This is a genomic window from Salinimonas sediminis, assembly GCF_003429285.1.
Classification (GTDB): domain Bacteria; phylum Pseudomonadota; class Gammaproteobacteria; order Enterobacterales; family Alteromonadaceae; genus Alteromonas; species Alteromonas indica.
This window is the reverse complement of record NZ_CP031769.1, coordinates 2,765,828-2,789,070: the sequence shown is the minus strand read 5'-3', so window position 1 is coordinate 2,789,070 and position 23,243 is coordinate 2,765,828. Positions and strand designations below refer to the sequence as shown.

Here is a 23,243-nt window from a genome sequence, read left to right as displayed (position 1 = left end):
CGAAGCCTTTGCTTTTACCTTAGGCTAAAGGTCCTTTGCTATTACGCTGTCGCACCCCTTTGCTCAAAGCCCCGCCGCGAAAGGGCGGGGCGCAGATCCCTCGGCAAGAGGCGCAGCAAGGGGCGCGCAAAGCCTCCAGGCTATTGCTGGTAATCGCATTACGTCGCAGCCTACTGATATTGCACACAAGCTGAAACGGTTAAGCGGTACTGCTACGTAAACCGCGTCCAGAGATAACCTAAACCTTGGGCATTGCCGCGGCCAGGTTTTAGCTACCTGCCAGGCCACTACTGGGAATAGATGTTATGCAGTCAGCCAGCATACTCATGAGCCTTATAATTGCGGCGCAGCAGTATGGCTTCAGCTATTAAATACACGCCTGCCCGTATACCTGAATAAATACAGGTGGCATCCGCTTGGGCGTGCCGTTATTCAGGCTGGTACAAACAAACCCGGTGGTAGCTGAAAATACTGTTTGTTGGCGGCGCCGACAAATAAACTGAAACTGCCGGGTCAAAGACAGTTTGTTATCACATGAGGTTATCCAGGTGGCACAAGCCAGTTCATCGCCAAGGTGGGAGGGGAGATGATAATTTAACTCATGGCGACGAATAACCATGGCACGGTCGAGATGCCGGTAATCGTCTAAGGTGAGCCCCAAAGCATTAGTATGTGCCCAGGCCAGGGCTTCAAGTTGCGCCAGGTAAGCCTGGTTATTTACATGTCCATAATGGTCGATATGCGCGTCTTCCACCTTCCAGTTTTCAATATATGGCTGTTCATGAAGCCACGATAAGCTTTGCATCGCTAGGTCACCACGTTATCGTTGATATCTGGGTTGGTTCTACCATTATCATGCATAAGTGGCAATAACGGGTCGCCGTCCTCGTGGTTTATTCGCAGCCTCGGCTCACTACCGCAAGTTGTGCACACTGTGTCCAAGCCATCTGTGGCAAACAGGTGCGCGACGATGGCCTTTGCGCAACCGGTTTGATAGACTTCCGGGCATCCTAATCATGCGGTCAGGCAGGATCATGGGGCGGCTGGAACAATGGTTGCTTTCGGCTATCCTACGGTAAATGCGACACCGCCTATGACATTTTAGCTGAGCACGCTGTACAAGATTGTATGTTGGAAAACCACACGCTGAAAACACCCACACCAGTAGCCTCCGGCCAGCTTGATGACGCCGCCCGGGAGGCGTATCAGGTAGACCGGTTGATTAGGCTGTTCAACCGTACGTTCGAGCCTTCGTATAAGACCCGGTTAGTACGTGGTACAGACGAACCTGTCTACCTGCCTGCGGACGCGGACCATGCTTACCATCGGATTGTGTTTGCCCACGGTTTCTTTGCCAGCGCGCTTCATGAAATTGCGCATTGGTGTATTGCAGGAGCCGAGCGCCGTCGGTTAGAAGATTATGGCTACTGGTATTGCCCCGATGGCAGAGATAGCCAACAGCAACGCGCGTTTGAACAGGTAGAAGTAAAACCTCAGGCTATTGAGTGGGCGTTCACCCTGGCGGTCGGACGCCAATTTACGGTAAGTACTGATAACTTAGACGGCGCGCAACCTGACCGGGAGGGCTTTACCCGTGCGGTCAGGCAACAGCTGCACACCTATATTGCAGGCCAGTTTCCGCCCCGCGCACAACAATTTATTGAGGCGTTGCAAGGCTGCTTTGCCACTTCTGAACGTTCACTTAACATCTTACTAACTGAGATCGCATGACGCCCACAAGACCCTTTCGACTTGGTGTATTGGTAAATCCCTATGCCGGCATTGGCGGAGCCATGGCCCTAAAAGGTAGCGATGGAAAACAGATTCGTGAGCAGGCGCTGGCTATGGGTGCCTCGCTTGAGGCGATATCGAAGATGACCAGGGCGCTTAACGCCATTGATATCGACAAACAGGCCTTACAGGTGTTTACAGTGGCCGGCCTGATGGGTGAGCAAAGCTGCGCTGCTGCCGCGCTACCCTGTGAGATAGTGTATACCCCCGCGACCCTGCAAACTGAAGCGTTTGATAGTGAGCAGGCGGCCAGCGCTCTGGCGGCCTGTAATCTCGATTTGCTATTGTTCGCTGGCGGCGATGGTACCGCCAGAAATTTGTGTCAGGTACTGGGCGATAGCGCAGTGGTATTAGGCGTACCCGCTGGCTGTAAAATTCATTCAGGCGTTTATGCCGTTACCCCCACGGCGGCCGGTACCGTGGCCGGGATGATGGCCCGCGGCGAACTGGTAAGCGAGTTTGATGCTGAAGTAAAAGACATCGATGAACAGGCATTCCGGGAGGGTAACGTTAGGGCGCAACATTATGGCGAAATGCGGGTGCCGCATCAGCTTGAATATATTCAAGCGGTCAAAACGGGTGGTCGGGAGCACGAAGAGCTGGTATTAGATGATATTGCCGCATATGTCAGCGAAATAATCACCGAAGACGACGAGACCTATTTTGTCATGGGGTCGGGTTCTACCGTGGCCGCTATTATGCAGCAATTAGGTATTGCCAATACACTTCTGGGGGTGGATGTCGTTCATCGCGGCGCGCTGGTGGCAAGTGATGTCACAGCGCAGCAGCTATTGCAGATTACGCAGCAAAAACCGGTCAAACTGGTAGTCACCGTCATCGGCGGGCAGGGGCATCTATTCGGGCGCGGTAATCAGCAGCTTAGCGCGCGTTTTTTACATCAGTTAAATAAACAAGATTTGCTCATTGTCGCCACTAAACAAAAGTTGCATTCACTGGAGGGCCGCCCCCTCAGGTTGGATAGCGGCGATGAAAAACTAGACCAGCAATTTGCAGGTAGTTTAGCAGTCATTACCGGGTATCAGGATAAAGTCCTGTATCCGGCGCACTAAGAGGACCTATATTATGCATACAACACCATTGGCGCCGGCCGATTACCTGGTTGCTTCACAGCACATCGAAACAGCTTTAGATAGCGTAGTTGACCATGGTGATGATGACGAATTATTTACCGCCAGTTACTTACAAGGACATTTTGCGGTCATCTCCAAACCACTTGAAATGGAGCCGCAGGCCAGCCTGCAATCCTTAAATGAGGCCGTAACCCAAAGCCTGAATACCGCGTTTGCGAATAATGAATTAGATCCCGATGATCAGCAAAAGGTATGGGCGTTGTGGTCGCATCTGGTCACGCAGGCGAAGCGTTAACATTAGCTTCAGCCGCGCTAAGGGTAACTACATCACTCAGTAAGCTGCGCGCAAAGGCATACTACACACGCAAAAAAGTGTGCCTCGCCTTTATCTTCCTGCCGGCAATCATCATTCACTTAGCAGAAAATAAACCCACAGTTCAGGTTTATTTGTATGTCTACCGGCAGATTTTGTCCTAAAAGGCGGCAATCAAATGCTTTTTTCGTAACCTGGCTATTTTCATTTTGCAGCCTTTCTGTTGCATGCATGTGTATGGCCCCTTCGTGGCATCTGCCGGCTAAACACATGCCAATACAGGGCCTAAGGGGCAAAACTAGAACGATTGGGGGTATAGCGGCAGGACGCAATACGCGCCTGCTGGGCACCAGTACCAGGCTTTTAGGCTATATACACCGCGTATCATCCGCCGCGGTCATACTGCTCATTATCGACCATCATCTTTTAATCTATGGGGGCAGAGCCGTTGTTCGGTGATAGGGTTGAAAACCGGGAGCGAGCACCACGTTTTCTAATAAACCTTGCTTGGTACGTTTCTTGCCCTAACTGACTATAGTAAGATTTTTTTGGCGCTCCTTTATGTCGACATTATTACCTTTTACCTTTGTACCTCGCCTTACCTTTATGCCTCGCCGCCTTGCTAGCGGGCTGGCTATGGGCCTTCTGCTAGCCGGCGTAACATCAGGTTGCAGTATGCTAGCCACTGAGACGACACAGCAATCGCGCAAAGCAGCGCCAGCGAAGGCGTTGGGCAATGCTGAATACGAAACATATATGCTGGCAAATGAGCTTTTTGCCGGGATGACACCCACCCGCCATGCCCGCTATGCCGTGGCTGGCTTTGTGCCGGCAGATACGCTGGCCCACAACAGTGAAAACCAGCAGCCGCTGATGTTACTGGGGCATCAGTTAGAGCAAGGTTTGGTGACGGAAGCTGCCAAACGGGGGTTTACCGCTCAAGAGTTTCGCCTGACGAACGATATAATAATGAGTGATAACAGTGACAGGGTATTGTCACGTCAGATAGACCAGTTGTCTGCGCTTAACCGGGTGGATTTTTATATTACCGGTACGCTGGTGCATCAGCAGGGCGGGGCGATGGTAAATGCCAAAATTATTGATGTACGGACCAAAGATGTGGTTGCTGCGGCAACCCGGTTTTTTCCGGCTGGCTTGTTTTGGAATGAAGAACAGGTCACAACCAGAAATGGTCGGTTGTACAGAACCGAAAATAAGGGGTAACCGCAAATGAACAAGCCGTTGTTTACACTTGGCACGGTAGTACTATTGTTGTCAGGATGCAGTCTGCTAAACAACGAGGAAGCAGCGCAGCTGGCAGCGGCTGACAATGCTTCTTCAATGGATGTGGTGGATATCAGTGCCGCCGATCGCACGGCGTCGTTACCGGTTGCGCCCGCCCAGCCAGATAGTTTCGGGGCTATTGATCAACCGCGCATCTATTCCAGTGTACAAGGCGCCTATAAAGGGCGCCCCCTGACCCGGCACGTGGGTGACTATGTCAAAAACCTGACGCAAGATTTGATCTCCAACATGGAGTATGTCAGCCCGAAAACGCCAGTGGCGGTAACCCATTTTGCGTTGCTGGATTCAGATTTGCAGCATACCAATTTACTGGGGCAGCAAATGTCGGAATCTTTTATGCACGAACTACACAAGTTTCGTATACCGGTTCTTGATTATAAAGCGACCGACTACATCCGCATTACTAATAATGGCGACTTCTTACTCTCCCGTGATTATCTGGATTTAAATAGCAGTTTACCTATCGAATACGTGTTAACCGGCACTATGGCTAAACACCAGGGTGGGGTAATGGTAAATGCCCGTATTCTAGGTATTGAATCGCGGGCGGTGGTAGCCAGCGCGCAGATGCTTATCCCCTTTTACGTGGTCGATGCTCTTATCCCCAGTGATGGGGCCCAGCCGGCCGGCAGTAAAGATGGCGTTAAGCTAAGCAAGGGGTAACCGGGAATGAAGGCAGGTATACCACACCGGAAAATAGTGATGCTGTTGGCGCTAACGGCGGTATCGGGCTGTGCGCTGCTGAGCGAGGACGCCGACGACCCTGCACAGTATGATGCGCGGTGGGATACCAGCACTGCGGACCCGGTTATCAAGCCGGCGGCGGCCTCGGGTCTGGGTTATCGCCCCGATAGCCGTGATTTACAGAACCCGCCGGCCCAGCCGGCCATCTATCAGTATCAGGATCCATTGCGTACCGGCTTCTATGCTGACCAAACTCACAAGTCTCTGCATGAATATGCCGACCAGTTAGCAATGGGTTTAATGGACAAAGCCGCACAGGTGAGTACCGCGCGCATCGGGGTGGCCAGCTTTGTCAGGTTAAATGCGTCGCTTCAGGAAACGACCGTACTGGGGAACCAGCTTGCAGAGTATTTAATGGCGGAATTGCAAGAATATGGATTGTCAGTGGTGGACTTTAAAGTTAACTCACAGGTACAGGTTACCGCGCGTGGCGATTTGGCTTTTAGCCGTTCCAGCAAGGACGCTACCATGACGATGGACCACGTGGTCACCGGCACTATGGTTGAAACGCCTCGAGGGGTGCGGGTTAACGCCAGAATTATCGCCCTGGACACAGGCCAGCTTATTGCTGCCTCAACTATTCAGTTACCGGCATTTATGGTGACCAGCCTTAATCAAACGGCGAGTGCGGATTGACGGGTATAGCCAATTCCTTTTTATATACCCGTGGTAAGGCACTTTTCACATTTTTTGTGCTTTTTGCGCAGTTCATACCTGCATGGCAAGCCGGCCGCACCTAAGCGTTAACCCTTATGCTGACGACTCGCTGCGAATACACTGGCGTACCACAAAGCGCTGCGGATTAACGCTGTTCAATAGCTCATTTGCCATAGGTAAGGGCTCCCCACATAGCTGACTTGCTAGTATCTCGGCCATAAGCGGGGCCGTAGTAAGCCCTCTGGAGCCCAGCCCTGTCAGTACATGTACCGCCTGGGCTGGCGGCTTGGGCACCTTTGACAACCCCACACCTTTACTCAGCGCGTGCCAGCGTGCACAGTCATCCAGTGGCAATGGCAGCGCCCCAGCAGCTGGCAAATGGTCAGGTAATCCTAATCGTATAGCTGCGCGCGCCGTACCGTCACTGCGCAGTAGATGATGCCAGTCAGCGTGGGCCAATGTGAGTTGATGTAACTGTTGATTTTGGGTGCTCTCGGATGGCCTTACTGCGGTATCCGTATCGCCTTTTACATAGGTTGAGCCCATCGCGTGGCGACCATGCCATGCCGGCGTCAGGTAGCCCTTATGGCACAGCACAGTTTGCAAGCTACGTAGCGCCCCGGTTGACTTAATCGACTCCACCTGGCCGCGCACTGCGCGTAAAGGCAAAAAACGCTCAAGGCCCAGGTGGTGGCTATCAGCACCGGTGCACAAAATAGCGTGATCCACCTGGATTACGCCCTTATTGGTGGTTAGGGTAACGTGGTTAGCCCGACCAGTTTGCTCATGCTCGTTTGCCTGGGATATTGCGGTTACCCTGGTGTCATGCATTACCGTTAAGCGGCCTTCGCGACTGGCCAGTGTTACCATTGCCTGAACCAGCTCAGGGGGGCTTAGCCAGCCACCAGATTTACAATACAACGCGCCGGTAGGAACGGGCAGCCCTGCAATGGTGCTGGCCTGTGTTTGCGATACACCACTGATTAATTCGCTCGGCCAGGCGCCATTATGCAGCAACGCCTGATGCCGCGCGGCAACATTTGCATTAAAATCCAGCAGTAAAACGCCACACCAGTCGTGGGCAAATGTGGCCCCCTGGTCAAGTATTTCCTGGTAATAACGGCGGGCAAACAAGAAGCTGTGAGCCTGAATATTACTTGGCCGGCTGGGCTGTGCATGCAACTGCGGATAAAAGCCCCCCTGCGGATTACCCGAAGCACCATCTGCCAGTTCGGCCTTTGGGGTTATTAAGGTAACATTCAGCCCGCGCCGGGTCAGCGCCAACGCCATTGTGGCCCCGGCCAGACCGCCACCTACAATGGCCACCTGCTGGGTGGGCTGCAGGGCGGACTGGGTATAGCGATAATACGGATTCTCTATCGGGAAGGCCTTACTATCGCTATGCTTATCGTGTAAATAAACGCCACTAAGCATGTCGCGCTTGCGGCCAAAACCGGGCCGTTTGGAAATGGTAAATCCAGCCTCGCGTAGGCCACGTTTTACCACCCCGGCTACGGTAAATGTGGCCAGTGTACCGCCCGTACGGGTTAATCTGGCCATTTGACTAAACAGGGCTGCTGTCCACATTTGCGGGTTTTTGCTCGGGGCAAAGCCATCCAGGAACCAGGCATCGACTAACCCATCAGCCGGGCAATGCCATTGGCCTAGCAGGCTATGTACGTCACCCAGCCAAATATCTAACACGGTAGAATAGCGGTCGAAGCAAAGCCGATGGCAGCCATCCAGGTTAACCGGATACTGCTCTGCCAATAACCCGGCGGCCTCACTCAGGGGTTCAAACCGCGCCAGTGCTTGCTTCAGGTCTTCACGCGTTAGTGGAAACATTTCTGTAGTAAGAATAAATAACTGTTTAAGAACGTGTGTCGGATTTTGTTGTCTGAAGTGGGCGAATGCCTGCATGGCAACCAGGCAATTCAAGCCGGTGCCTAAGCCGGTCTCGGCGATAACAAAATGTTTTTGATTGTGCTCAAGCCAACGCTGAGGTAGATCATTACCGGCAATAAACACATGCAGGGTTTCATCTATTCCGCTGTCGTTAGAAAAATAAACGTCATCGAAATCATCGGCAATCGGGGTGCCCTGTTCATTAAAATGTACTTTGGCGTGGCGGGTTTTCACGCAATCTATCCTACCTTGTGGTGATTTGACTGCATGATCATATCGCGCATGGTACAGTGAGGATAGTTGTTTGGACGTTCGCTGGCGATTTGGTAAACAATAGGTAAAAGAGCAGACCACTTTGTTAACCGAAATCGTTACCATATGCCCCAGCAAAATAAAGGGTAGATTATGAGAAGAGCAGTTATCACCGGTCTTGGGATTGTTTCAAGTATCGGTACGAATAAAGACGACGTACTTGCTTCACTAAAAGCAGGTAAGTCAGGTATTACATTTTCTGAACAGTTTGCGCAAATGGGTTTGCGTAGCCAGGTGTGGGGCAATGTTAACATTGACCTTAAAGACCATATTGACCGTAAAGCGATGCGCTTTATGGGCGATGCGGCAGCGTACGCTTACATTGCAATGCAACAAGCCATCGCAGATTCAGGCTTGCAGAAAAGTGACATTTCTAACGAGCGCACAGGTATTATTGCCGGTTCCGGCGGTGCATCGTCTGAAAATCAGGTACTTTCTGCTGATATCCTGCGGGAAAAAGGCGTGAAACGGGTAGGCCCCTATATGGTGCCACGTTGCATGGCATCCACTGTTTCAGCCTGTCTGGCCACACCGTTCAAAATTCGTGGTGTGAATTATTCCATTGCTTCTGCCTGTGCTACCAGTGCACATTGTATTGGTAACGCTCTGGAGTTGATTCAACTGGGCAAACAGGACGTGGTGTTTGCGGGTGGCGGTGAAGAGCTGCATTGGTCCCTATCAAGCCAGTTTGATGCAATGGGCGCCTTGTCTACCAAATACAACGATAACCCAGCTGTGGCATCGCGTACTTACGATGCGGGCCGTGATGGCTTTGTCAGCTCTGGTGGCGGTGGCATGGTTGTGGTAGAAGAACTTGAGCACGCGCTAGCTCGCGGAGCGACCATTTATGGTGAAGTGGTAGGCTATGGTGCGACCTCTGACGGGTTTGACATGGTAGCTCCCTCCGGCGAAGGTGCAGCGCGCTGCATGCGGATGGCTATGGCTAACGTGGAAGGGCCAATTGATTATCTCAACACTCATGGCACCTCTACCCCGGTAGGGGATGTAAAAGAGCTGGGGGCCATACGCGAAGTCTTTGGCGATACCGGTGTACCCATTAGTGCTACCAAATCGCTGACGGGCCATGCGTTAGGTGCCGCCGGGGTTAACGAGGCTATTTACAGCCTACTGATGATGCAACATAATTTCATTTCACCCTCTATCAACATAGATGAGCTGGATGAGCAAGCGCAGGGACTAGATGTGGTAACTCAAACCCGCGAAGCCCGATTGAATACAGTGATGTCTAATAGCTTTGGTTTCGGCGGTACTAACGCCACTTTGGTAATGCAGCGCTACGATAAGTAACGAAGCCGCTATTCAAAGATAAAAAAACAGCGCCTGATGGCGCTGTTTTTTTATCTGCAAAGCCAGTGTTATCCTGTTTTACCCCGGCGGTAAAATTGCTGGCTGATAATTTTTCGGTTGGAAAAGTGACTTATGAAAATCTTATACGAAAACAGTATCCCTCATGGCGCAGACTACTTTAGCCAGCTTGGCTCGGCTCAGGCGTTTGCGACAGGCTCGCTAAGTGCAACAGATTTGCAGGATTGCGACTATCTTGCGGTCCGTTCCACCACGGTGGTAAACGAAACCTTATTGAGCCAGGCCCCGCGCCTCAAAATGGTGGCGACAGCGACTGCCGGTACAAACCATATGGATATTGAATATCTTAACCAGCGCGGCTTCGCCTGGCAGGACGCCGGCGGCTGTAACGCTGTGGCTGTGGCTGAGTATGTGGTGAGTGTATTGCTCAACAGCTACCTTCACCGCCAGCTAGATTTAAGCCGTATTACGGTGGGCATTATCGGGGCGGGGCATGTAGGTACTGCGCTATCACGTTTACTGCACGCCTTGAATATCAGCTACGTATTGAATGATCCTTTACGTCAGCAGGCAGGTGATAGCAGAGCGTTTGTGGACGTAGACGAGGCTTTGCAATGTGATGTGGTGTCTTTGCATGTACCCTTTACCCGCTCAGGTAGCCATGCCACTGAAAACCTGCTCAACGCGGGTAATTTAGCGTTGCTTGGCGAGGACCAGTTATTAATTAACGCCTGTCGGGGGGAAGTGATTGAAGAAACCGCGTTGATTCAACGTTTACAGCAGCCAGATGCGCCCACCGTAGTACTGGATGTGTACATGCATGAACCGGCCATTAACCCGCAGGTAGTAGACAATATATGGTTGTCTACCGGACATATAGCCGGGCATTCCATTGAAGGTAAACTGCGCGGTACACAAATGGTATACGATGCATTTTGCGCACATGCGAACCGGCCCAGCGAACTAGAATTAGAGGATTTTCTGGCCGCTCCGTTGCCAATAGACTTTACGCCAGAAGATCCCTCAGTAGAAGCGCTCAGTTATTCGCAGTTAAGTCGTTTATTATTGAGTATTTACGATGTACGTGAGGATGATGGGCTTTTCCGTCAGATGATGGCAAAATCGAACCAGTTTGCCGAGTTCAGAAAAGCCTATCGGGTGCGGCGTGAGTTTAATGCTTATACACTGCGCTTGTCCGGGATGGTGTCAGAAGGTATTTTGCGTCAGTTAACCGGTTTGGGTTTTATCTTAGAAACCATTTAGCGACATCTGGTTGTCGCCGTTATCATTTAAATAGGAGAGTGAAAATCTATGTCACAAGCTTTTGATGTTGCCGTATTAGGCGCTACTGGCCTGGTGGGCCAGGCCATGATCGAAATGCTGGAAGAGCGGAACTTCCCGGTAAATAACCTATATCCGCTGGCCAGTGAGCGCTCAGCCGGTGGCACCGTAAGCTTTAAAGGTGAAGATATTGAAGTACTTAATGCAGAAGGCTTCGATTTTAGTCAGGTGCAATTTGGTTTTTTCTCGGCCGGGGGAAGCGTGTCAGCCATTTATGCGCCGATAGCCGCCGAGGCTGGCTGTATAGTTATTGATAACACATCACAGTTTCGCTATGAGCCCGATATCCCTCTTGTGGTACCGGAAGTCAACGCCCATGCTCTGGCAGAATTTCGCAACCGGAATATTATCGCCAATCCTAATTGTTCAACTATACAGATGTTGGTGGCACTGAAGGCTATCCATGACGAAGTGGGCATTGAACGGATCAACGTAGCAACCTACCAGTCGGTTTCAGGCGCTGGTAAAGCGGCCATGGAAGAGTTAGCGAAACAAACTGCGGGCCTGCTTAACGCCCGGCCGGTAGAACCGGAGGCGTTTAGCCGCCAGATCGCCTTTAACGCCATCCCACAAATTGATGAATTTATGGACAATGACTACACCAAAGAAGAAATGAAAATGGTGTGGGAAACACAAAAAATTATGGGCGACAATACTATCTTAGTAAATGCTACGGCTGTACGTGTACCAGTATTCTACGGTCACGGTGAAGCGGTGCACATCGAAACCCGCATGCCTATTGAAGCAGAACACGCGAAAACCCTGCTGGAACAGGCTGAAGGCGTAAAACTGTACGATACCCCCGCCGCTTTCCCAACCCAGGTATCCAGTGCCAGTGGCAACAACTGGGTGCATGTAGGACGGGTCCGCAATGATATTACCCACCCTAACGGCCTGAATATGTGGATCGTGTCGGATAATATTCGTAAGGGCGCCGCCACTAACAGTGTTCAAATAGCCGAAACACTGGTGCGTGATTACCTTTAAGCGATAGGCTTAAAATACGGCGGCCGAACTAAATAAATTTAACCGGCCGCCGATAAAGTAGCCAGCAGTTACGGCTAACTTACTAATATTGTCGGTTTTTCTTATCCTGGCTAGATTGCTGGGCGGCTCTGGTTTATAGTTTATTATTACAGGCGTCAAAAAATATCAGGCAAGGTAATCAGCAAAACCAGGGTAAGCGGGAAACAGCGTGTAGGGCGTGTAAGGGCTTTATTACCAACGCGGTGAAAGACACCCGATAGACGAGATTACGGCAGGTATTTAACACAAAACTGGATTAAAGTTTGCATAAGTGGGTGTTTATTCCATAGTTTATATCAATCGCGTCAGAAACTTGTCACCCGGCAGCCACGTCCTACTTGATTACCATTGTAGAACGCTTCGTTGAAACCGACCGGCAATAGTACGTATTACGATAATAACAATAACAGAATAGAGAAGGCGTCTTATCGCAACATCACCATTGCCGGTGACTATTCTGATTTACACCTGGTCATCCATTTGATGACACTTAAGGGCATATAGGAACGCTATGAAATCGCATTTAACGGGTTTGTTGGTACTTTTACTACTAAGTGCTTATCCTGTTACCGACGCAGGTGCCCAAGAGCGGCAGACTCAGCTGCGTGGCCCTAAAAATGCTACCAGTCAATACTCTGGCGCGGTGTACGGGCCGATCGATGAACAGGATACATTGTGGCGCATTGCTGATCGGTACCGGCAAGATAAAAGTGTGTCGGTATATCAGGTAATGCTGGCCATTTATGAATTAAACCCCAATGCGTTTGAACAAGATAACCTTAATTTGCTGGTGCAGGGTGCTACCCTTCGCCTGCCATCCCAACGCTATACCGCTCGCGTAAACAAAGCACAAGCGCAGGCGCGAGCTGACCGTGACGATGCCCGCTACGCCGAGTTGCTTAAACAACCCTCCACTACAAATAATAATATTAAGCCGGCCGAACCCTTGGTGAATCGTGCCGACCTATCCGACACCCGCAGCGCAATAGAACAAAAAATCACCCGTTTGGATGAACAACAGGTTCGCCAGTTCGATGAGCTGCGCCAGCAGTTCTCTTCCTCGCTGGATAATGTACAAGCTCTGTTGGATGAAAATCGCAAACTCTATAAGCGGGTAGAACAGGTCAATACAGACCTGATGAACTTGCGTCAGCAAGTGGAAGGTGATGTCCAAAGCCAAATGGATGAGCAACTGGCTTTGCAGCGTCAATTGCTGGATATGGTCAAGCAGGAGCAGGCAGAGCGTACCGCCGAAAAAAATAATAGTTTATCGAGCACATTAACCCAGCCAGCCAGCCTGATTATCGGCTCGGGTATACTGACCCTGCTATTGGCGGGTGGTTTGGCAGCGTGGCTATTGAGAAAGCGTAATGCCGAACCAGAAGCGCTTGCCCCGCAAAGCGAACCCGCCCCAGCAGTCGCCAGCGATATTGATATCGATGATCGGGCTACCAGTATGAGTCCGGACTTAGAGGACGATACCCCTGAGTTGACCGACGATGAGTTGTTTAACGATGATGAACTGCTGGATGACGTGCTTTCCAGCGAACTGGAAGACACCCTCGACTCCGAGCTGGACAGTTTTTCTGACCTTGACGACGATATGCTGGTGCCCGATGACAGCGAACAAATATTTGAAGACGGCGAGTCGGAACTTGGTCAGGATGACCTTGATAGTCTATTTGATGACGAGTTAGACGATACTTCTTTAGACGACGAAGCTTTAGACGACAGTGCTTTAGAGGGGATTGATTTAGCGGACGATGATACAGGTAGTACGGCTGAAGAAGACGAAGTCGTGCCCGATGATGATAAAACCATTGATGAATTGTTGGCAGAGAATCAACCGCCGGTGTCGGAAGATGATTTTACGGTCGTCACTGATGATGCGTCTACTGCACCCGAAGAATCGGCTCCTGTATCTGACGCACAGGAAAATGCACTGCCTACCATGGCAGGTATTGCTGATGACGGTGAGGAGCAACCAGAAATCAGTATTGATGACTTACTGGAAGCCGAGCAGGAAAAAGCAAAAAATAGTTTCGCCAAAGACAATGACGTCGTGGATGAAACTATGCTGGGTAAGTTAGACAGCGAAATTAATCAGCAAAACGCTGAACTTGACCGTCTTGCCGACGGTATTCTGGAAGAAATTGACCAGCTTGAACAGATGGGAGGCTTACCCACGGCGGAAGAGCTTGAAGAGGAAGAGCAAGCATTTTTCGGACAAGGATCGCCGCAGGGAATTCAAAGCCTTGATGGCTTGGTTGACGACATCGAAGATATGGAGTTGGAAGAAAGCGAACTCAATGAGATAGACACTTCCGAGAACTTTGCCGACCCATTATCCGACGAACTTATCGCTCAATTACAAGCTGAAAACGATTTTGCGAACGACACTACCGACATAGCATTGCCTGAGGGTGACGAGGCGGTGACTGGGTTTGACGACCCATTAAGCGACGAACTGCTTGCTGAGCTAAGTGCAGAACAAGATGACGAAGAGGCACAGCTAAATTCATTGTCGGATGAACTATTGGCAGAGTTGGAACACGATGGTGAATTAGGTGAAACGAGCGATGTTGCAGCTGTAGAGCCTGAAGATAGTATTGAAGATGAGTTAACAGATGACCTGTTGGCGGAGCTGGAAGCGGGGATTACGGGTAACGAGCTCCCAACTGATGCCGAGCAGCCCATAAATGAATTTCCAGTAGAGCCGTTTAGCCCTTCAGATACCGGTAATGAGGGCGAAAACGAGCCCCAGGATATTGATATTGATGAGCTATTAGACGACGTCGAGATGCCTGCGCCTGAGTCGGTAGACAATGTGGTTACCGATACAACAGAGCCACCCGGGGAGCCCGCTTTAGATGCTTCGGTTGCCGAACAGGATATCGACTCGCAGCCCGATAATGCAGACGAAGCCAAGCCTGAGGCTGAGCTTGCCGAGCAGGACATTGATTCACTGCTGGATGATGTCGAGGAAGCTGAGTCTGAGCCTGAGACTGATCTTGCCGATGCTGAAGAAACACTGGCCGAAGATGCAGCAGCACCGAGCGACGCTGATAATACAGAAAACGTGCTTTCTGACGAACAGGCTGTAGACGAGCCAACTACGGAAGAGTCAGGTCCTGACGCTCCGATAGCCGAAGAGCAAGACAAAACCGGCCCAGCAGATTCCGACCCAGCAGAACCCAAGCCAGCAGAAGCCGAGCCAGCCGCCGTCGATACGCTGGCCGAGCAGGACATTGACTCACTGCTGGATGATGTCGAGGAAGCAGAGCCTGAGGCTGATCTTGCCGACGCTGAAGAAACACTGGCCGATGAGTCAACAACACCGAGCGACGCTGATAATACAGAAAACGTGCTTTCTGACGAACAGGCTTTAGACGAGCCAACTACGGAAGAGTCAGGTCCTGATGCTCCGACAGCCGAAGAGCAAGACGAAACCGAGCCAGCAGAATCCAAGCCAGCAGAAGCCGAGCCAGCCGCAGATGAAATGCTGGCCGAGCAGGATATTGATTCACTGCTGGATGATGTCGAGGAAGCTGAGCCTGAGACTGATCTTGCCGACGCTACAGATGCACTGGCCGAGGATGCAGCAACACCGAGCGACGCAGATAATACAGACAACACGCTTTCTGACGAACTGGCTGTAGACGATATAACGGCGGAAGAATCAGGTTCTGACGCGCCGACAGCCGAAGAGCAAGACGAAACCGAGCCAGCCGCCGACGCTGCGCTGGCCGAGCAGGACATTGATTCACTGCTGGATGATGTCGAGGAAGCAGAGCCTGAGACTGATCTTGCCGACGCTACAGATACACTGGCCGAAGATGCAGCAGCACCGAGTGACGCTGATAATACAGAAAACGTGCTTTCTGACGAACTGGCTGTAGACGATATAACTACGGAAGAGTCAGGTTCTGATGCTCCGATAGCCGAAGAGCAAGACGAAACCGAGCCAGCAGAACCCGAGCCAGCAGAAGCCGATCCAGCCGCCGATGCTGCGCTGGCCGAGCAGGACATTGATTCACTGCTGGATGATGTCGAGGAAGCTGAGCCTGAGGCTAATCTTGCCGATGCTGAAGAAGCACTGGCCGAGGATGCAGCAACACCGAGCGACGCTGATAATACAGAAAACGTGCTTTCTGACGAACAGGCTGTAGACGATATAGCGGCGGAAGAGTCAGGTTCTGATGCTCCGATAGCCGAAGAGCAAGACGAAACCGAGCCAGCAGAACCCGAGCCAGCAGAAGCCGAGCCAGCCGCCGTCGATACGCTGGCCGAGCAGGACATTGACTCACTGCTGGATGATGTCGAGGAAGCAGAGCCTGAGACTGATCTTGCCGACGCTACAGATACACTGGCCGAAGATGCAGCAGCACCGAGCGACGCTGATAATACAGAAAACGTGCTTTCTGACGAACTGACTGTAGACGAGCCAACCGCGGAAGAATCAGGTTCTGACGCTCCGACAGCCGAAGAGCAAGACGAAACCGAGCCAGCAGAACCCGAGCCAGCCGCCGACGCTGCGCTGGCCGAGCAGGGTATTGATTCACTGCTGGATGATGTCGAGGAAGCTGAGCCTGCTGCTGATATCGCGGATGAGCCAACTGCTCAAAGTGATAGCGAATCTGCCGTTCACGATGAGGCATTGTTTGAAGAACTGAATCATCTGCCGGAAACCCTCAGTGAAGCCGATTTTGAGGGTGAGCCATCACTTGAACTGGAGGATGACGCCGAAGAGGAATCGCTACTTAGCAGTGGGGCCCCCACAGCAGTGCCAGCGACAGATGATACCGCGGTGCAAATCGATCCGCTGGATGCCGCCTTAGCTGAGTTCGACCAGCAATTAATGGATGATATTCCCTCTATCACTGATACGGTAAACGACACTAATACACCGAAAGACACGTTTGACGATAGTATTCTTACATCATTCGACGATAACGAAGATTTTTCGTTGGAACAGGAACAAGACGGTATCGTGCCGGGTACTCGCGCCCATGAGGGCGATATCAATGAGCTAGAAGACGTTCCCGGACTTGATGAGTGGCTATCAGGCAACAGCACCGCCGACAAAGACATTCTGGATGAACTTGAAGGGTCTGATTTTGACGATTTGCTGGGCAGTATGGATGACGACTCTGGTTTCCCAGAGCCCCCGGTAAATAACGAATCGGCTGCCGAGAATAACGCGGCGGCGTCACCTACCGCAGCCGAAGACGCCTTCCGTCTGGCAAATCCTGATCTGGACTTAGCGGCCTTATTGAATGAGCCAGAAGATAGCGTAGGTGGCAATGAGCCATCAGCTGAACCGGATTATTTAGATGTTGAAACCTTGCTTGATGAGTCTATGCAGGATGATGATCGCCAGTTTGAAGAAATGCCATTAGATTTAGATGTGAGCTTATCTGATTTTAGCGGTATTAGTGATGACGCCGATATTATCGATATTGATAAAGATGCGGGCCAAAACGCGAACCTCGATCTGGCTCGGGTATATATGGAAATGGATGATATGCCCTCCGCCCGCGAGCTACTTGAAGAAGTTATTGAAAAGGGCAGCGAGGAGCAAAAGAAAGAAGCCGTGGAATTATTAGGAAGCTTGGTTTAAGCCACCGCTTAGACACGTCGGCCAAACCGATAGTAAATAGCGCCCGTTAGCCCAGTCAACTAGACCGGCTAAATAGCTTTCCGCCGGGCACACTGGCGAATTATAAATGGCCCCAAACAACGTTACCCTTACGGTAAATTTGTTTGGGGCTGCTGGTAGAACAAAAGTACCCAGCTAACCGGCCAGGTATCCTAGCCTGTAAAGCCCTTATGTCAAAGCATGCACCGGCTGGTCAGGCAAAGCCACACGAGATTGCAGTTTTTTGGGCAGATACGCCAAAGCGGTATTGTAGCCGAGCTCGTATAAAGCCAGTTTAGTGTCTTCCCCGGCCTTGAAGTCGACAGCTGAAATAGTCCCCGTATTAACTATAATCGTACTGTGCCAGAAGCGTGAGTCCACATACTCCCGGGCAAGGGCTGACATAAATGTCCGAGTCAGCATGGTTAAATATAGGGGTAGGGGGAAGCGTCCCTTTCGGTGCAGCGCTTCTTTTTTCTGTTCGCTTCGTAAGCGAAAACAAACTGAAGGTGTACCATCTTGCTGCCAGTCTCGAAAAAGCGCATCTTCAGATAAAATCGCGCCGTCTACCAACAGCTGATCGCCAAATTCTTTGAATGAAAAAATAAGCGGAATTGACATTGAAGAGCGTACCGCCTGTGAAACTTTCACATCTGGGGTATTTTCCCGATTAAATAATACCGGTCCGCCGCCGTTTACATCGGTGGCCAATATATGAAGCGGGTAAGCCAGCGTAGCGAATGTGTCTCCTTCCAACAGTGTATCCAACCACTGCTCAAGTTTATCACCGGACGCTAAACCACCTTGTTTAAGTAATCGCCACAGCGATATATCAACAAATTGTTTAAAGTCCGTTTTAATCGCCAGCGCTTTTAACTCAGCCAGGCTAAATCCTTTCGCCGTTAGCGCAGCAATAATGGAGCCGCCAGACACGCCGACAATGCTGGTGTATTGGATATTTAGGTCATGAAGTGCCTGAAGTATACCGATATGGGCAGGTAATCGGGTGCCGCCACCAGATAAAATAGGCACTATATGAGAAGGGAAAGCGGGTTGCTGCATACAAAAACTCTCCTTGTGAGTTCACTGAGCATAGAACAAGAAGCCATAATTTGCGTATGTTAAACCACCGTTAGTTGTTGATTTGAAGACCTCCTGCCTAGCAGCTACCAGGAGGCTAATTGGCTGGCCCCGATAAGCCTGCCCCGCTAGGCGTGCCCCCCTGGACAATACCTGTAGCACCCGGGCGTGATGTAAGGAGCATGCGGCCATGCTATGGAGTGTAGCGTACATTACCGCGTCGTTATGGCGCTGGCTGGGTATAGCTATTGCCGGTTTATCCGCCATCCGATTTAAAGTAACGGCCAGGCAGATTGCATCTGTTGGATGGTGCGACTACACTTACCCGATTTTTTTAACGCAGGTAACAAAACATGTGGCGATATGCCTTAGGCATTGAGTATGACGGCTCGGCGCATTATGGCTGGCAACGTCAACGCGGGGTAACAACCGTGCAGGAATTTCTAGAAGATGCGCTATCAAAAGTAGCTGACACCAGAATTAATGTACAGTGTGCAGGACGCACAGATGCCGGGGTGCACGCAACCGGTCAGGTTGTGCATTTTGAATCGCCGCACGCCAGGCCTTTAAAAGCATGGGAAATGGGTGCTAATACGAATATGCCGGGCTCTATTGCGGTTAACTGGGCATGTGAAGTACCCACTGAGTTTCATGCTCGCTTCTCTGCCACCCATCGACGCTATCGTTATATTATGTATAACGCCACCTTGCGGCCGGCTATTTTAGGCAAAGGGGTCACCCATGTTTATAAGCCGCTAGATGCTTCATTGATGCATGAGGCAGCTCAGGCCCTTATTGGCGAGCAGGATTTCAGCGCCTTTCGCGCAGCGCACTGCCAGTCAAACTCGCCTTGCAGAAAAGTCACTGATGTGTCGGTACATCGCCAAGGGCGGTATGTTATTTTAGATATCCGCGCTAACGCCTTTTTGCATCATATGGTACGTAATATTGTGGGCTCGCTGATTGCCATTGGCGCCAAGGAGCAACCGGTTGACTGGATCGCGACACTGTTACACAGTAAAGACCGAACCCAGGCGGCAGCAACAGCGAAGCCACATGGTTTATACCTGGTAGATGTGACCTATCCTACGCAGTTTAACTTGCCACAAAGACCACTGGGGCCGTTATTTTTGCCAGAAAGTTAAGCCACCACTATAGTGTTAACTTCTAAGACCAGTTTTATTTTTTCGATTATTCTGTATTGTGGTCTAATAGCGGGCTGTACTGAAACTTCGGCGATGCACTAATAAACATTAACTAAGCATCCGCACAACTAACAAGCAAAAGGATTCTCTTTAATGAGCTGGATTCAAAAAATTCTTCCGCGGACACAAACCTCAACCAAAGGCAATGTGCCAGAAGGAATCTGGACCAAGTGTGGCAGTTGTCAGGCCGTACTGTATAAAAACGATTTAGATAAACAACTTGAGGTGTGTCCCAAGTGTGACCATCACATGCGTATCAGCGCCCGTCGTCGTCTGGATAGCTTTTTAGACCAGAGCGACCGCGAAGAGTTAGGCGCCGAGTTTGAGCCGCAGGATATTCTTAAGTTCAAAGACTCAAAGCGCTACAAAGACAGAATTTCTGCGGCCCAAAAAAGCACCAGTGAAAAAGATGCACTGATTGCTATGAAAGGGAAACTTAAAGGTATGCCAGTGGCAGCAGTAAGTTTCGAGTTTGCCTTTATGGGTGGCTCGATGGCTTCTGTGGTGGGCGCACGTTTTGTTGCGGCGGTAAATGCTTGTCTGGAGCACAACATGCCGCTTATTTGCTTTTCAGCCAGCGGCGGTGCGCGCATGCAGGAAGCTTTAATGTCCCTCATGCAAATGGCCAAAACCTCTGCCGCACTGGCAAAAATGCGCGAAAAGAACCTGCCTTATATTTCGGTTCTTACCGACCCTACTATGGGTGGTGTTTCCGCCAGCTTAGCTATGCTGGGCGATATAAATGTAGCAGAGCCTAAGGCGCTAATCGGTTTTGCTGGCCCCCGGGTTATTGAACAAACCGTGCGAGAAACCTTGCCAGAAGGGTTTCAGCGCAGTGAGTTTCTGATTGAAAAAGGCGCCATTGATATGATTGTTGATCGCCGCGAAATGCGCGACAAATTACATGGCCTGTTAGTTAAATTACATCGACCTACCTGATAGGGTGGGCGTGTAACTCCAAGCGGTTAGACAATACGTGAACACATCTTGTGATACCAAGGCGCCACCCTTGCGAAGTTTGGCGCAATGGCTTACCTACCTGGAATCTATCCATCCCAATAGTATTGATATGGGCTTGAACCGTATCAAAGCTGTGGCTGACAATTTGGGCCTGCATTTTAGCGATAAAACTGTCATTACCGTTGCTGGCACCAACGGGAAGGGAACCACTTGTCGGTTTCTTGAACTGGCGTGTCAAACGCAGCACAAGACCACCGGCGTATACAGTTCACCTCACTTGCTGGATTACCGCGAGCGCGTGAGAATAAATGGGGAGTCTCCTGATGAGGCCGCATTTTGTCAGGCCTTCGAGCAAATAGAGCGTACGCGTGCCGATGTTACACTAACCTATTTTGAGTTTAGCACCCTGGCAGCATTGTTATTGATGCAGCGCTTCAAGGTAGAGGTGTTGATCCTGGAAGTGGGGCTGGGCGGCCGTTTAGATGCCACTAATATTATTGACCCTGATTTGGCGGTAATCACCACCATTGACCTGGATCATCAGGATTGGTTAGGGGATACGCGGGAGGCCATCGCCCGTGAGAAAGCAGGTATAATGCGTTGTCATGGGCTAGCGGTTATCGGTGAGACAGACCCGCCGGTCAGTTTACAAGATGAAGTTGAAAAGCGGCAGGTAAACGCGCGATGGGCGGGCCAGGATTTCACTTTTACCCAGAACGGCCTATGGAGTTGGCAGGGCAGGGCGGCGCGTTTTAGCAATTTACCCACACCGCATATACCAATACAAAATGTGTCTACAGCTTTGGCCGCGTTGGAATGCTTAAACTGGTTACCGTCCCCATCCGATCTCGACGCGCTGTTAAAATCTGCCAGTATGCCCGGGCGAATGCAAATAATACGCACCGAACCGCAAGTGGTGATAGATGTGGGGCATAATCCTCAAGCGGTGCGGGCCATGCAAAGCTGGCTTGATAAGCAAACCTTCGACCAGTTGCATCTGGTTGCCGGCATGCTCAAAGATAAATCTATTGCCGCCACACTCAATGCTTTTAGGCCGGGTGACACGCGTTGGTATTTTGGTAGCACGCACGGCCCTAGAGGGGCTGCTGCCCAGACCCTTTACGACCAACTGGATATTTCACAACAACCGCAGGCAAGCTGTTACAATACCGTAACTTCGGCTTATCAACACGCATTAGCCGAAGCAAACGATAACGATCTTATTCTGGTGTTTGGCTCTTTTCTTACGGTAGCTGATGTGCTTATCCTGGAAGCTGACACTAATGCATTATAGGAGCAGTACGTGAGTTCGGCCTTGCAAAACCGTCTTGTTGGAACCGTCATTGCCGTTGCCCTGGTGGTTATTTTTTTACCTGATTTTCTGGATGGCAAAAAAGAAACGAAAACCACCCATTTTGCGAGTGTACCGGCCGCGCCTGAAAAAAAACCGATTGTGGAGCCTGATGCGTTCCCGGCTGACCGAGTAGCGAAAGCCGCCCAGCGTCCCCTCGAAATCGTCAAGGAAACCCCGGTTGATGACCAGCCCGCGCAGTCAGAGCAAAATGACATTGAAGCGGCTAATAGCGTGCAAGCAGAACAGCAAGCTGAGACCAACGATCTGGCCCAGCGCACAGTGGTAAGCCAGCAGGTAAATGATAACGATGCCGGCTGGGTGGTTCAGCTGGGCAGTTTTCGCCATCAAAAGAATGTGAAACAACTTCTTGGCAAACTGGAAAGCGCTGGCTATCGGGCCTTTAGCCGACCAATCAGAACCAGCTCGGGGTTATTAACCAAAGTGTTTGTAGGGCCTGATTTAAATAAACAAAAGCTTGAAGCAGCATTGCCACACCTAACCGAGGTCACTGGGCTTAAAGGCAAAATTACTGAATTTAAAGTTGAGTGACTGCCGTCTGTGTGCTTAACAATTAGTCTATTTGGGGTTGGTAATCAATATGGCTTTTCGGTAGAATGCGCGCCATCTGTTTAGGCGCACGCGGTCCCATAGGGTTACTCGTTTGCGCTACTTGCACTAATAGGCCGATATAACGTGTTGAACTGGGTAGACATTACCATTTTGGGTATCATTACGATATCTACCTTGATAAGCCTGGTCCGTGGTTTTGTTAAAGAAGCGATATCACTGATTGTTTGGTTTGGTGCACTGTTTATTGCCAGCCAGTTTTTTGCCGATTTGGCAATCTATTACACCCGCATTGAAGACGATGTATTGCGCAATGGCGCAGCTATCGCCACCTTATTTATTATGACGCTTATTTTAGGCGGACTCATTAATCATGTTGTTGGACGCGCTGTTCAGGCGTCGGGTCTATCTGGCGCTGACCGATTGCTGGGCGCAGTATTTGGCGCTATGCGCGGCTTATTAATTGTCAGTGCGCTATTATTTTTTATGGATACCTTCACAGCTGCAGCTACGGCAACCTGGTGGCAACAGTCTGTGCTGATTCCGGAATTTGGAATCATTATTGAGTGGTTTTTTGCATTTGTAAAAGGCAGCTCCAGTTTTTTAACTCCCGCTTGAAATAGGTAAA

At 50.7% G+C, this 23,243-nt stretch carries 18 protein-coding genes and 1 pseudogene; 16 read left to right on the top strand and 3 right to left on the bottom strand.

Features of this window, described 5'->3' with window-relative positions:
* Positions 1 to 367: 367 nt before the first annotated feature.
* Positions 368 to 805, bottom strand: coding sequence for an acyl-CoA thioesterase (locus D0Y50_RS12355; RefSeq protein ID WP_108568286.1), 438 nt, complete (start codon positions 803 to 805; stop codon positions 368 to 370).
* A 323-nt stretch (positions 806 to 1,128) separates the two neighbouring features.
* On the opposite strand from D0Y50_RS12355, the gene D0Y50_RS12350 reads away from it, so the two are divergent.
* The 6 genes from D0Y50_RS12350 to D0Y50_RS12325 all read left to right on the top strand — a co-directional run bounded on the left by D0Y50_RS12350 (position 1,129) and on the right by D0Y50_RS12325 (position 5,880).
* The gene (locus tag D0Y50_RS12350; protein WP_108568285.1) at positions 1,129 to 1,731 is read left to right on the top strand and encodes an elongation factor P hydroxylase; all 603 of its coding nucleotides are present in this window, start codon (positions 1,129 to 1,131) and stop codon (positions 1,729 to 1,731) included.
* Complete coding sequence (locus D0Y50_RS12345) at positions 1,728 to 2,861, top strand: ATP-NAD kinase family protein (protein ID WP_108568284.1); 1,134 nt, start codon at positions 1,728 to 1,730, stop codon at positions 2,859 to 2,861. The genes D0Y50_RS12350 and D0Y50_RS12345 overlap by 4 nt, the downstream gene beginning before the upstream one ends.
* 13 nt (positions 2,862 to 2,874) lie before the next feature.
* Positions 2,875 to 3,177 carry a YfcL family protein gene (locus D0Y50_RS12340; protein WP_108568283.1) on the top strand — a complete coding sequence of 101 codons (303 nt, stop codon included), beginning with the start codon at positions 2,875 to 2,877 and terminating at the stop codon, positions 3,175 to 3,177.
* 579 nt (positions 3,178 to 3,756) lie between these two features.
* Positions 3,757 to 4,419 (top strand): FlgO family outer membrane protein, encoded by a 663-nt coding sequence (locus D0Y50_RS12335; protein ID WP_170145504.1) that lies wholly within the window; start codon positions 3,757 to 3,759, stop codon positions 4,417 to 4,419.
* Between the two features lie 6 nt (positions 4,420 to 4,425).
* Positions 4,426 to 5,163 (top strand): FlgO family outer membrane protein, encoded by a 738-nt coding sequence (locus tag D0Y50_RS12330; RefSeq protein WP_108568282.1) that lies wholly within the window; start codon positions 4,426 to 4,428, stop codon positions 5,161 to 5,163.
* 6 nt (positions 5,164 to 5,169) lie between these two features.
* The gene (locus D0Y50_RS12325) at positions 5,170 to 5,880 is read left to right on the top strand and encodes a FlgO family outer membrane protein (protein WP_147318240.1); all 711 of its coding nucleotides are present in this window, start codon (positions 5,170 to 5,172) and stop codon (positions 5,878 to 5,880) included.
* Positions 5,881 to 5,994: 114 nt separating this feature from the next.
* Here D0Y50_RS12325 and mnmC read toward each other — a convergent pair whose 3' ends face one another.
* Positions 5,995 to 8,040, bottom strand: a complete 2,046-nt coding sequence (gene mnmC, locus D0Y50_RS12320) for a bifunctional tRNA (5-methylaminomethyl-2-thiouridine)(34)-methyltransferase MnmD/FAD-dependent 5-carboxymethylaminomethyl-2-thiouridine(34) oxidoreductase MnmC (protein ID WP_117317224.1) — start codon at positions 8,038 to 8,040, stop codon at positions 5,995 to 5,997.
* A gap of 171 nt (positions 8,041 to 8,211) precedes the next feature.
* Here mnmC and fabB point away from each other — a divergent pair, with 171 nt between their 5' ends.
* The 5 genes and pseudogenes from fabB to D0Y50_RS12300 all read left to right on the top strand — a co-directional run bounded on the left by fabB (position 8,212) and on the right by D0Y50_RS12300 (position 17,431).
* Positions 8,212 to 9,426 (top strand): beta-ketoacyl-ACP synthase I, encoded by a 1,215-nt coding sequence (gene fabB, locus D0Y50_RS12315; RefSeq protein WP_117317222.1) that lies wholly within the window; start codon positions 8,212 to 8,214, stop codon positions 9,424 to 9,426.
* Positions 9,427 to 9,558: 132 nt separating this feature from the next.
* A pseudogene (locus D0Y50_RS20060) lies at positions 9,559 to 10,269 on the top strand (NAD(P)-dependent oxidoreductase); the annotation flags it as partial.
* A gap of 168 nt (positions 10,270 to 10,437) precedes the next feature.
* Complete coding sequence (locus tag D0Y50_RS20055; RefSeq protein ID WP_408640698.1) at positions 10,438 to 10,707, top strand: DUF3410 domain-containing protein; 270 nt, start codon at positions 10,438 to 10,440, stop codon at positions 10,705 to 10,707.
* Between the two features lie 48 nt (positions 10,708 to 10,755).
* Entirely contained in the window at positions 10,756 to 11,772 is a 1,017-nt protein-coding gene (locus D0Y50_RS12305; RefSeq protein WP_108568277.1) for an aspartate-semialdehyde dehydrogenase, read from the top strand.
* A gap of 550 nt (positions 11,773 to 12,322) precedes the next feature.
* The gene (locus D0Y50_RS12300; protein WP_117317218.1) at positions 12,323 to 17,431 is read left to right on the top strand and encodes a FimV/HubP family polar landmark protein; all 5,109 of its coding nucleotides are present in this window, start codon (positions 12,323 to 12,325) and stop codon (positions 17,429 to 17,431) included.
* Between the two features lie 207 nt (positions 17,432 to 17,638).
* On the opposite strand, the gene D0Y50_RS12295 is transcribed toward D0Y50_RS12300, so the two are convergent.
* Entirely contained in the window at positions 17,639 to 18,511 is an 873-nt protein-coding gene (locus D0Y50_RS12295; protein WP_117317215.1) for a patatin-like phospholipase family protein, read from the bottom strand.
* Between the two features lie 371 nt (positions 18,512 to 18,882).
* On the opposite strand from D0Y50_RS12295, the gene truA reads away from it, so the two are divergent.
* From truA to D0Y50_RS12265, 5 genes are all read left to right on the top strand, one after another.
* Positions 18,883 to 19,674 carry a tRNA pseudouridine(38-40) synthase TruA gene (truA, locus tag D0Y50_RS12285; protein ID WP_108568274.1) on the top strand — a complete coding sequence of 264 codons (792 nt, stop codon included), beginning with the start codon at positions 18,883 to 18,885 and terminating at the stop codon, positions 19,672 to 19,674.
* Between the two features lie 153 nt (positions 19,675 to 19,827).
* Positions 19,828 to 20,673, top strand: a complete 846-nt coding sequence (gene accD, locus D0Y50_RS12280) for an acetyl-CoA carboxylase, carboxyltransferase subunit beta (protein ID WP_108568273.1) — start codon at positions 19,828 to 19,830, stop codon at positions 20,671 to 20,673.
* 37 nt (positions 20,674 to 20,710) lie between these two features.
* Complete coding sequence (gene folC, locus D0Y50_RS12275; RefSeq protein WP_117317210.1) at positions 20,711 to 21,988, top strand: bifunctional tetrahydrofolate synthase/dihydrofolate synthase; 1,278 nt, start codon at positions 20,711 to 20,713, stop codon at positions 21,986 to 21,988.
* 9 nt (positions 21,989 to 21,997) lie between these two features.
* On the top strand, positions 21,998 to 22,597 hold the full coding sequence (locus tag D0Y50_RS12270) for an SPOR domain-containing protein (RefSeq protein ID WP_117317207.1): 600 nt from the start codon (positions 21,998 to 22,000) through the stop codon (positions 22,595 to 22,597).
* A gap of 147 nt (positions 22,598 to 22,744) precedes the next feature.
* Positions 22,745 to 23,233: a CvpA family protein gene (locus tag D0Y50_RS12265; protein WP_117318771.1), complete on the top strand. Its 489-nt coding sequence runs from the start codon at positions 22,745 to 22,747 to the stop codon at positions 23,231 to 23,233.
* Positions 23,234 to 23,243: the final 10 nt, after the last annotated feature.

Coding starts and splice junctions, on each gene's coding strand:
- truA (WP_108568274.1), top strand. CDS start 18,883: ATGTGGCGATATGCCTTAGGCATTGAGTATGACGGCTCGGCGCATTAT.
- D0Y50_RS12330 (WP_108568282.1), top strand. CDS start 4,426: ATGAACAAGCCGTTGTTTACACTTGGCACGGTAGTACTATTGTTGTCA.
- D0Y50_RS12340 (WP_108568283.1), top strand. CDS start 2,875: ATGCATACAACACCATTGGCGCCGGCCGATTACCTGGTTGCTTCACAG.
- D0Y50_RS12335 (WP_170145504.1), top strand. CDS start 3,757: ATGTCGACATTATTACCTTTTACCTTTGTACCTCGCCTTACCTTTATG.
- fabB (WP_117317222.1), top strand. CDS start 8,212: ATGAGAAGAGCAGTTATCACCGGTCTTGGGATTGTTTCAAGTATCGGT.
- D0Y50_RS12345 (WP_108568284.1), top strand. CDS start 1,728: ATGACGCCCACAAGACCCTTTCGACTTGGTGTATTGGTAAATCCCTAT.
- D0Y50_RS12325 (WP_147318240.1), top strand. CDS start 5,170: ATGAAGGCAGGTATACCACACCGGAAAATAGTGATGCTGTTGGCGCTA.
- accD (WP_108568273.1), top strand. CDS start 19,828: ATGAGCTGGATTCAAAAAATTCTTCCGCGGACACAAACCTCAACCAAA.
- D0Y50_RS12355 (WP_108568286.1), bottom strand. CDS start 805: ATGCAAAGCTTATCGTGGCTTCATGAACAGCCATATATTGAAAACTGG.
- D0Y50_RS12300 (WP_117317218.1), top strand. CDS start 12,323: ATGAAATCGCATTTAACGGGTTTGTTGGTACTTTTACTACTAAGTGCT.
- D0Y50_RS12350 (WP_108568285.1), top strand. CDS start 1,129: ATGTTGGAAAACCACACGCTGAAAACACCCACACCAGTAGCCTCCGGC.
- D0Y50_RS12295 (WP_117317215.1), bottom strand. CDS start 18,511: ATGCAGCAACCCGCTTTCCCTTCTCATATAGTGCCTATTTTATCTGGT.
- D0Y50_RS12305 (WP_108568277.1), top strand. CDS start 10,756: ATGTCACAAGCTTTTGATGTTGCCGTATTAGGCGCTACTGGCCTGGTG.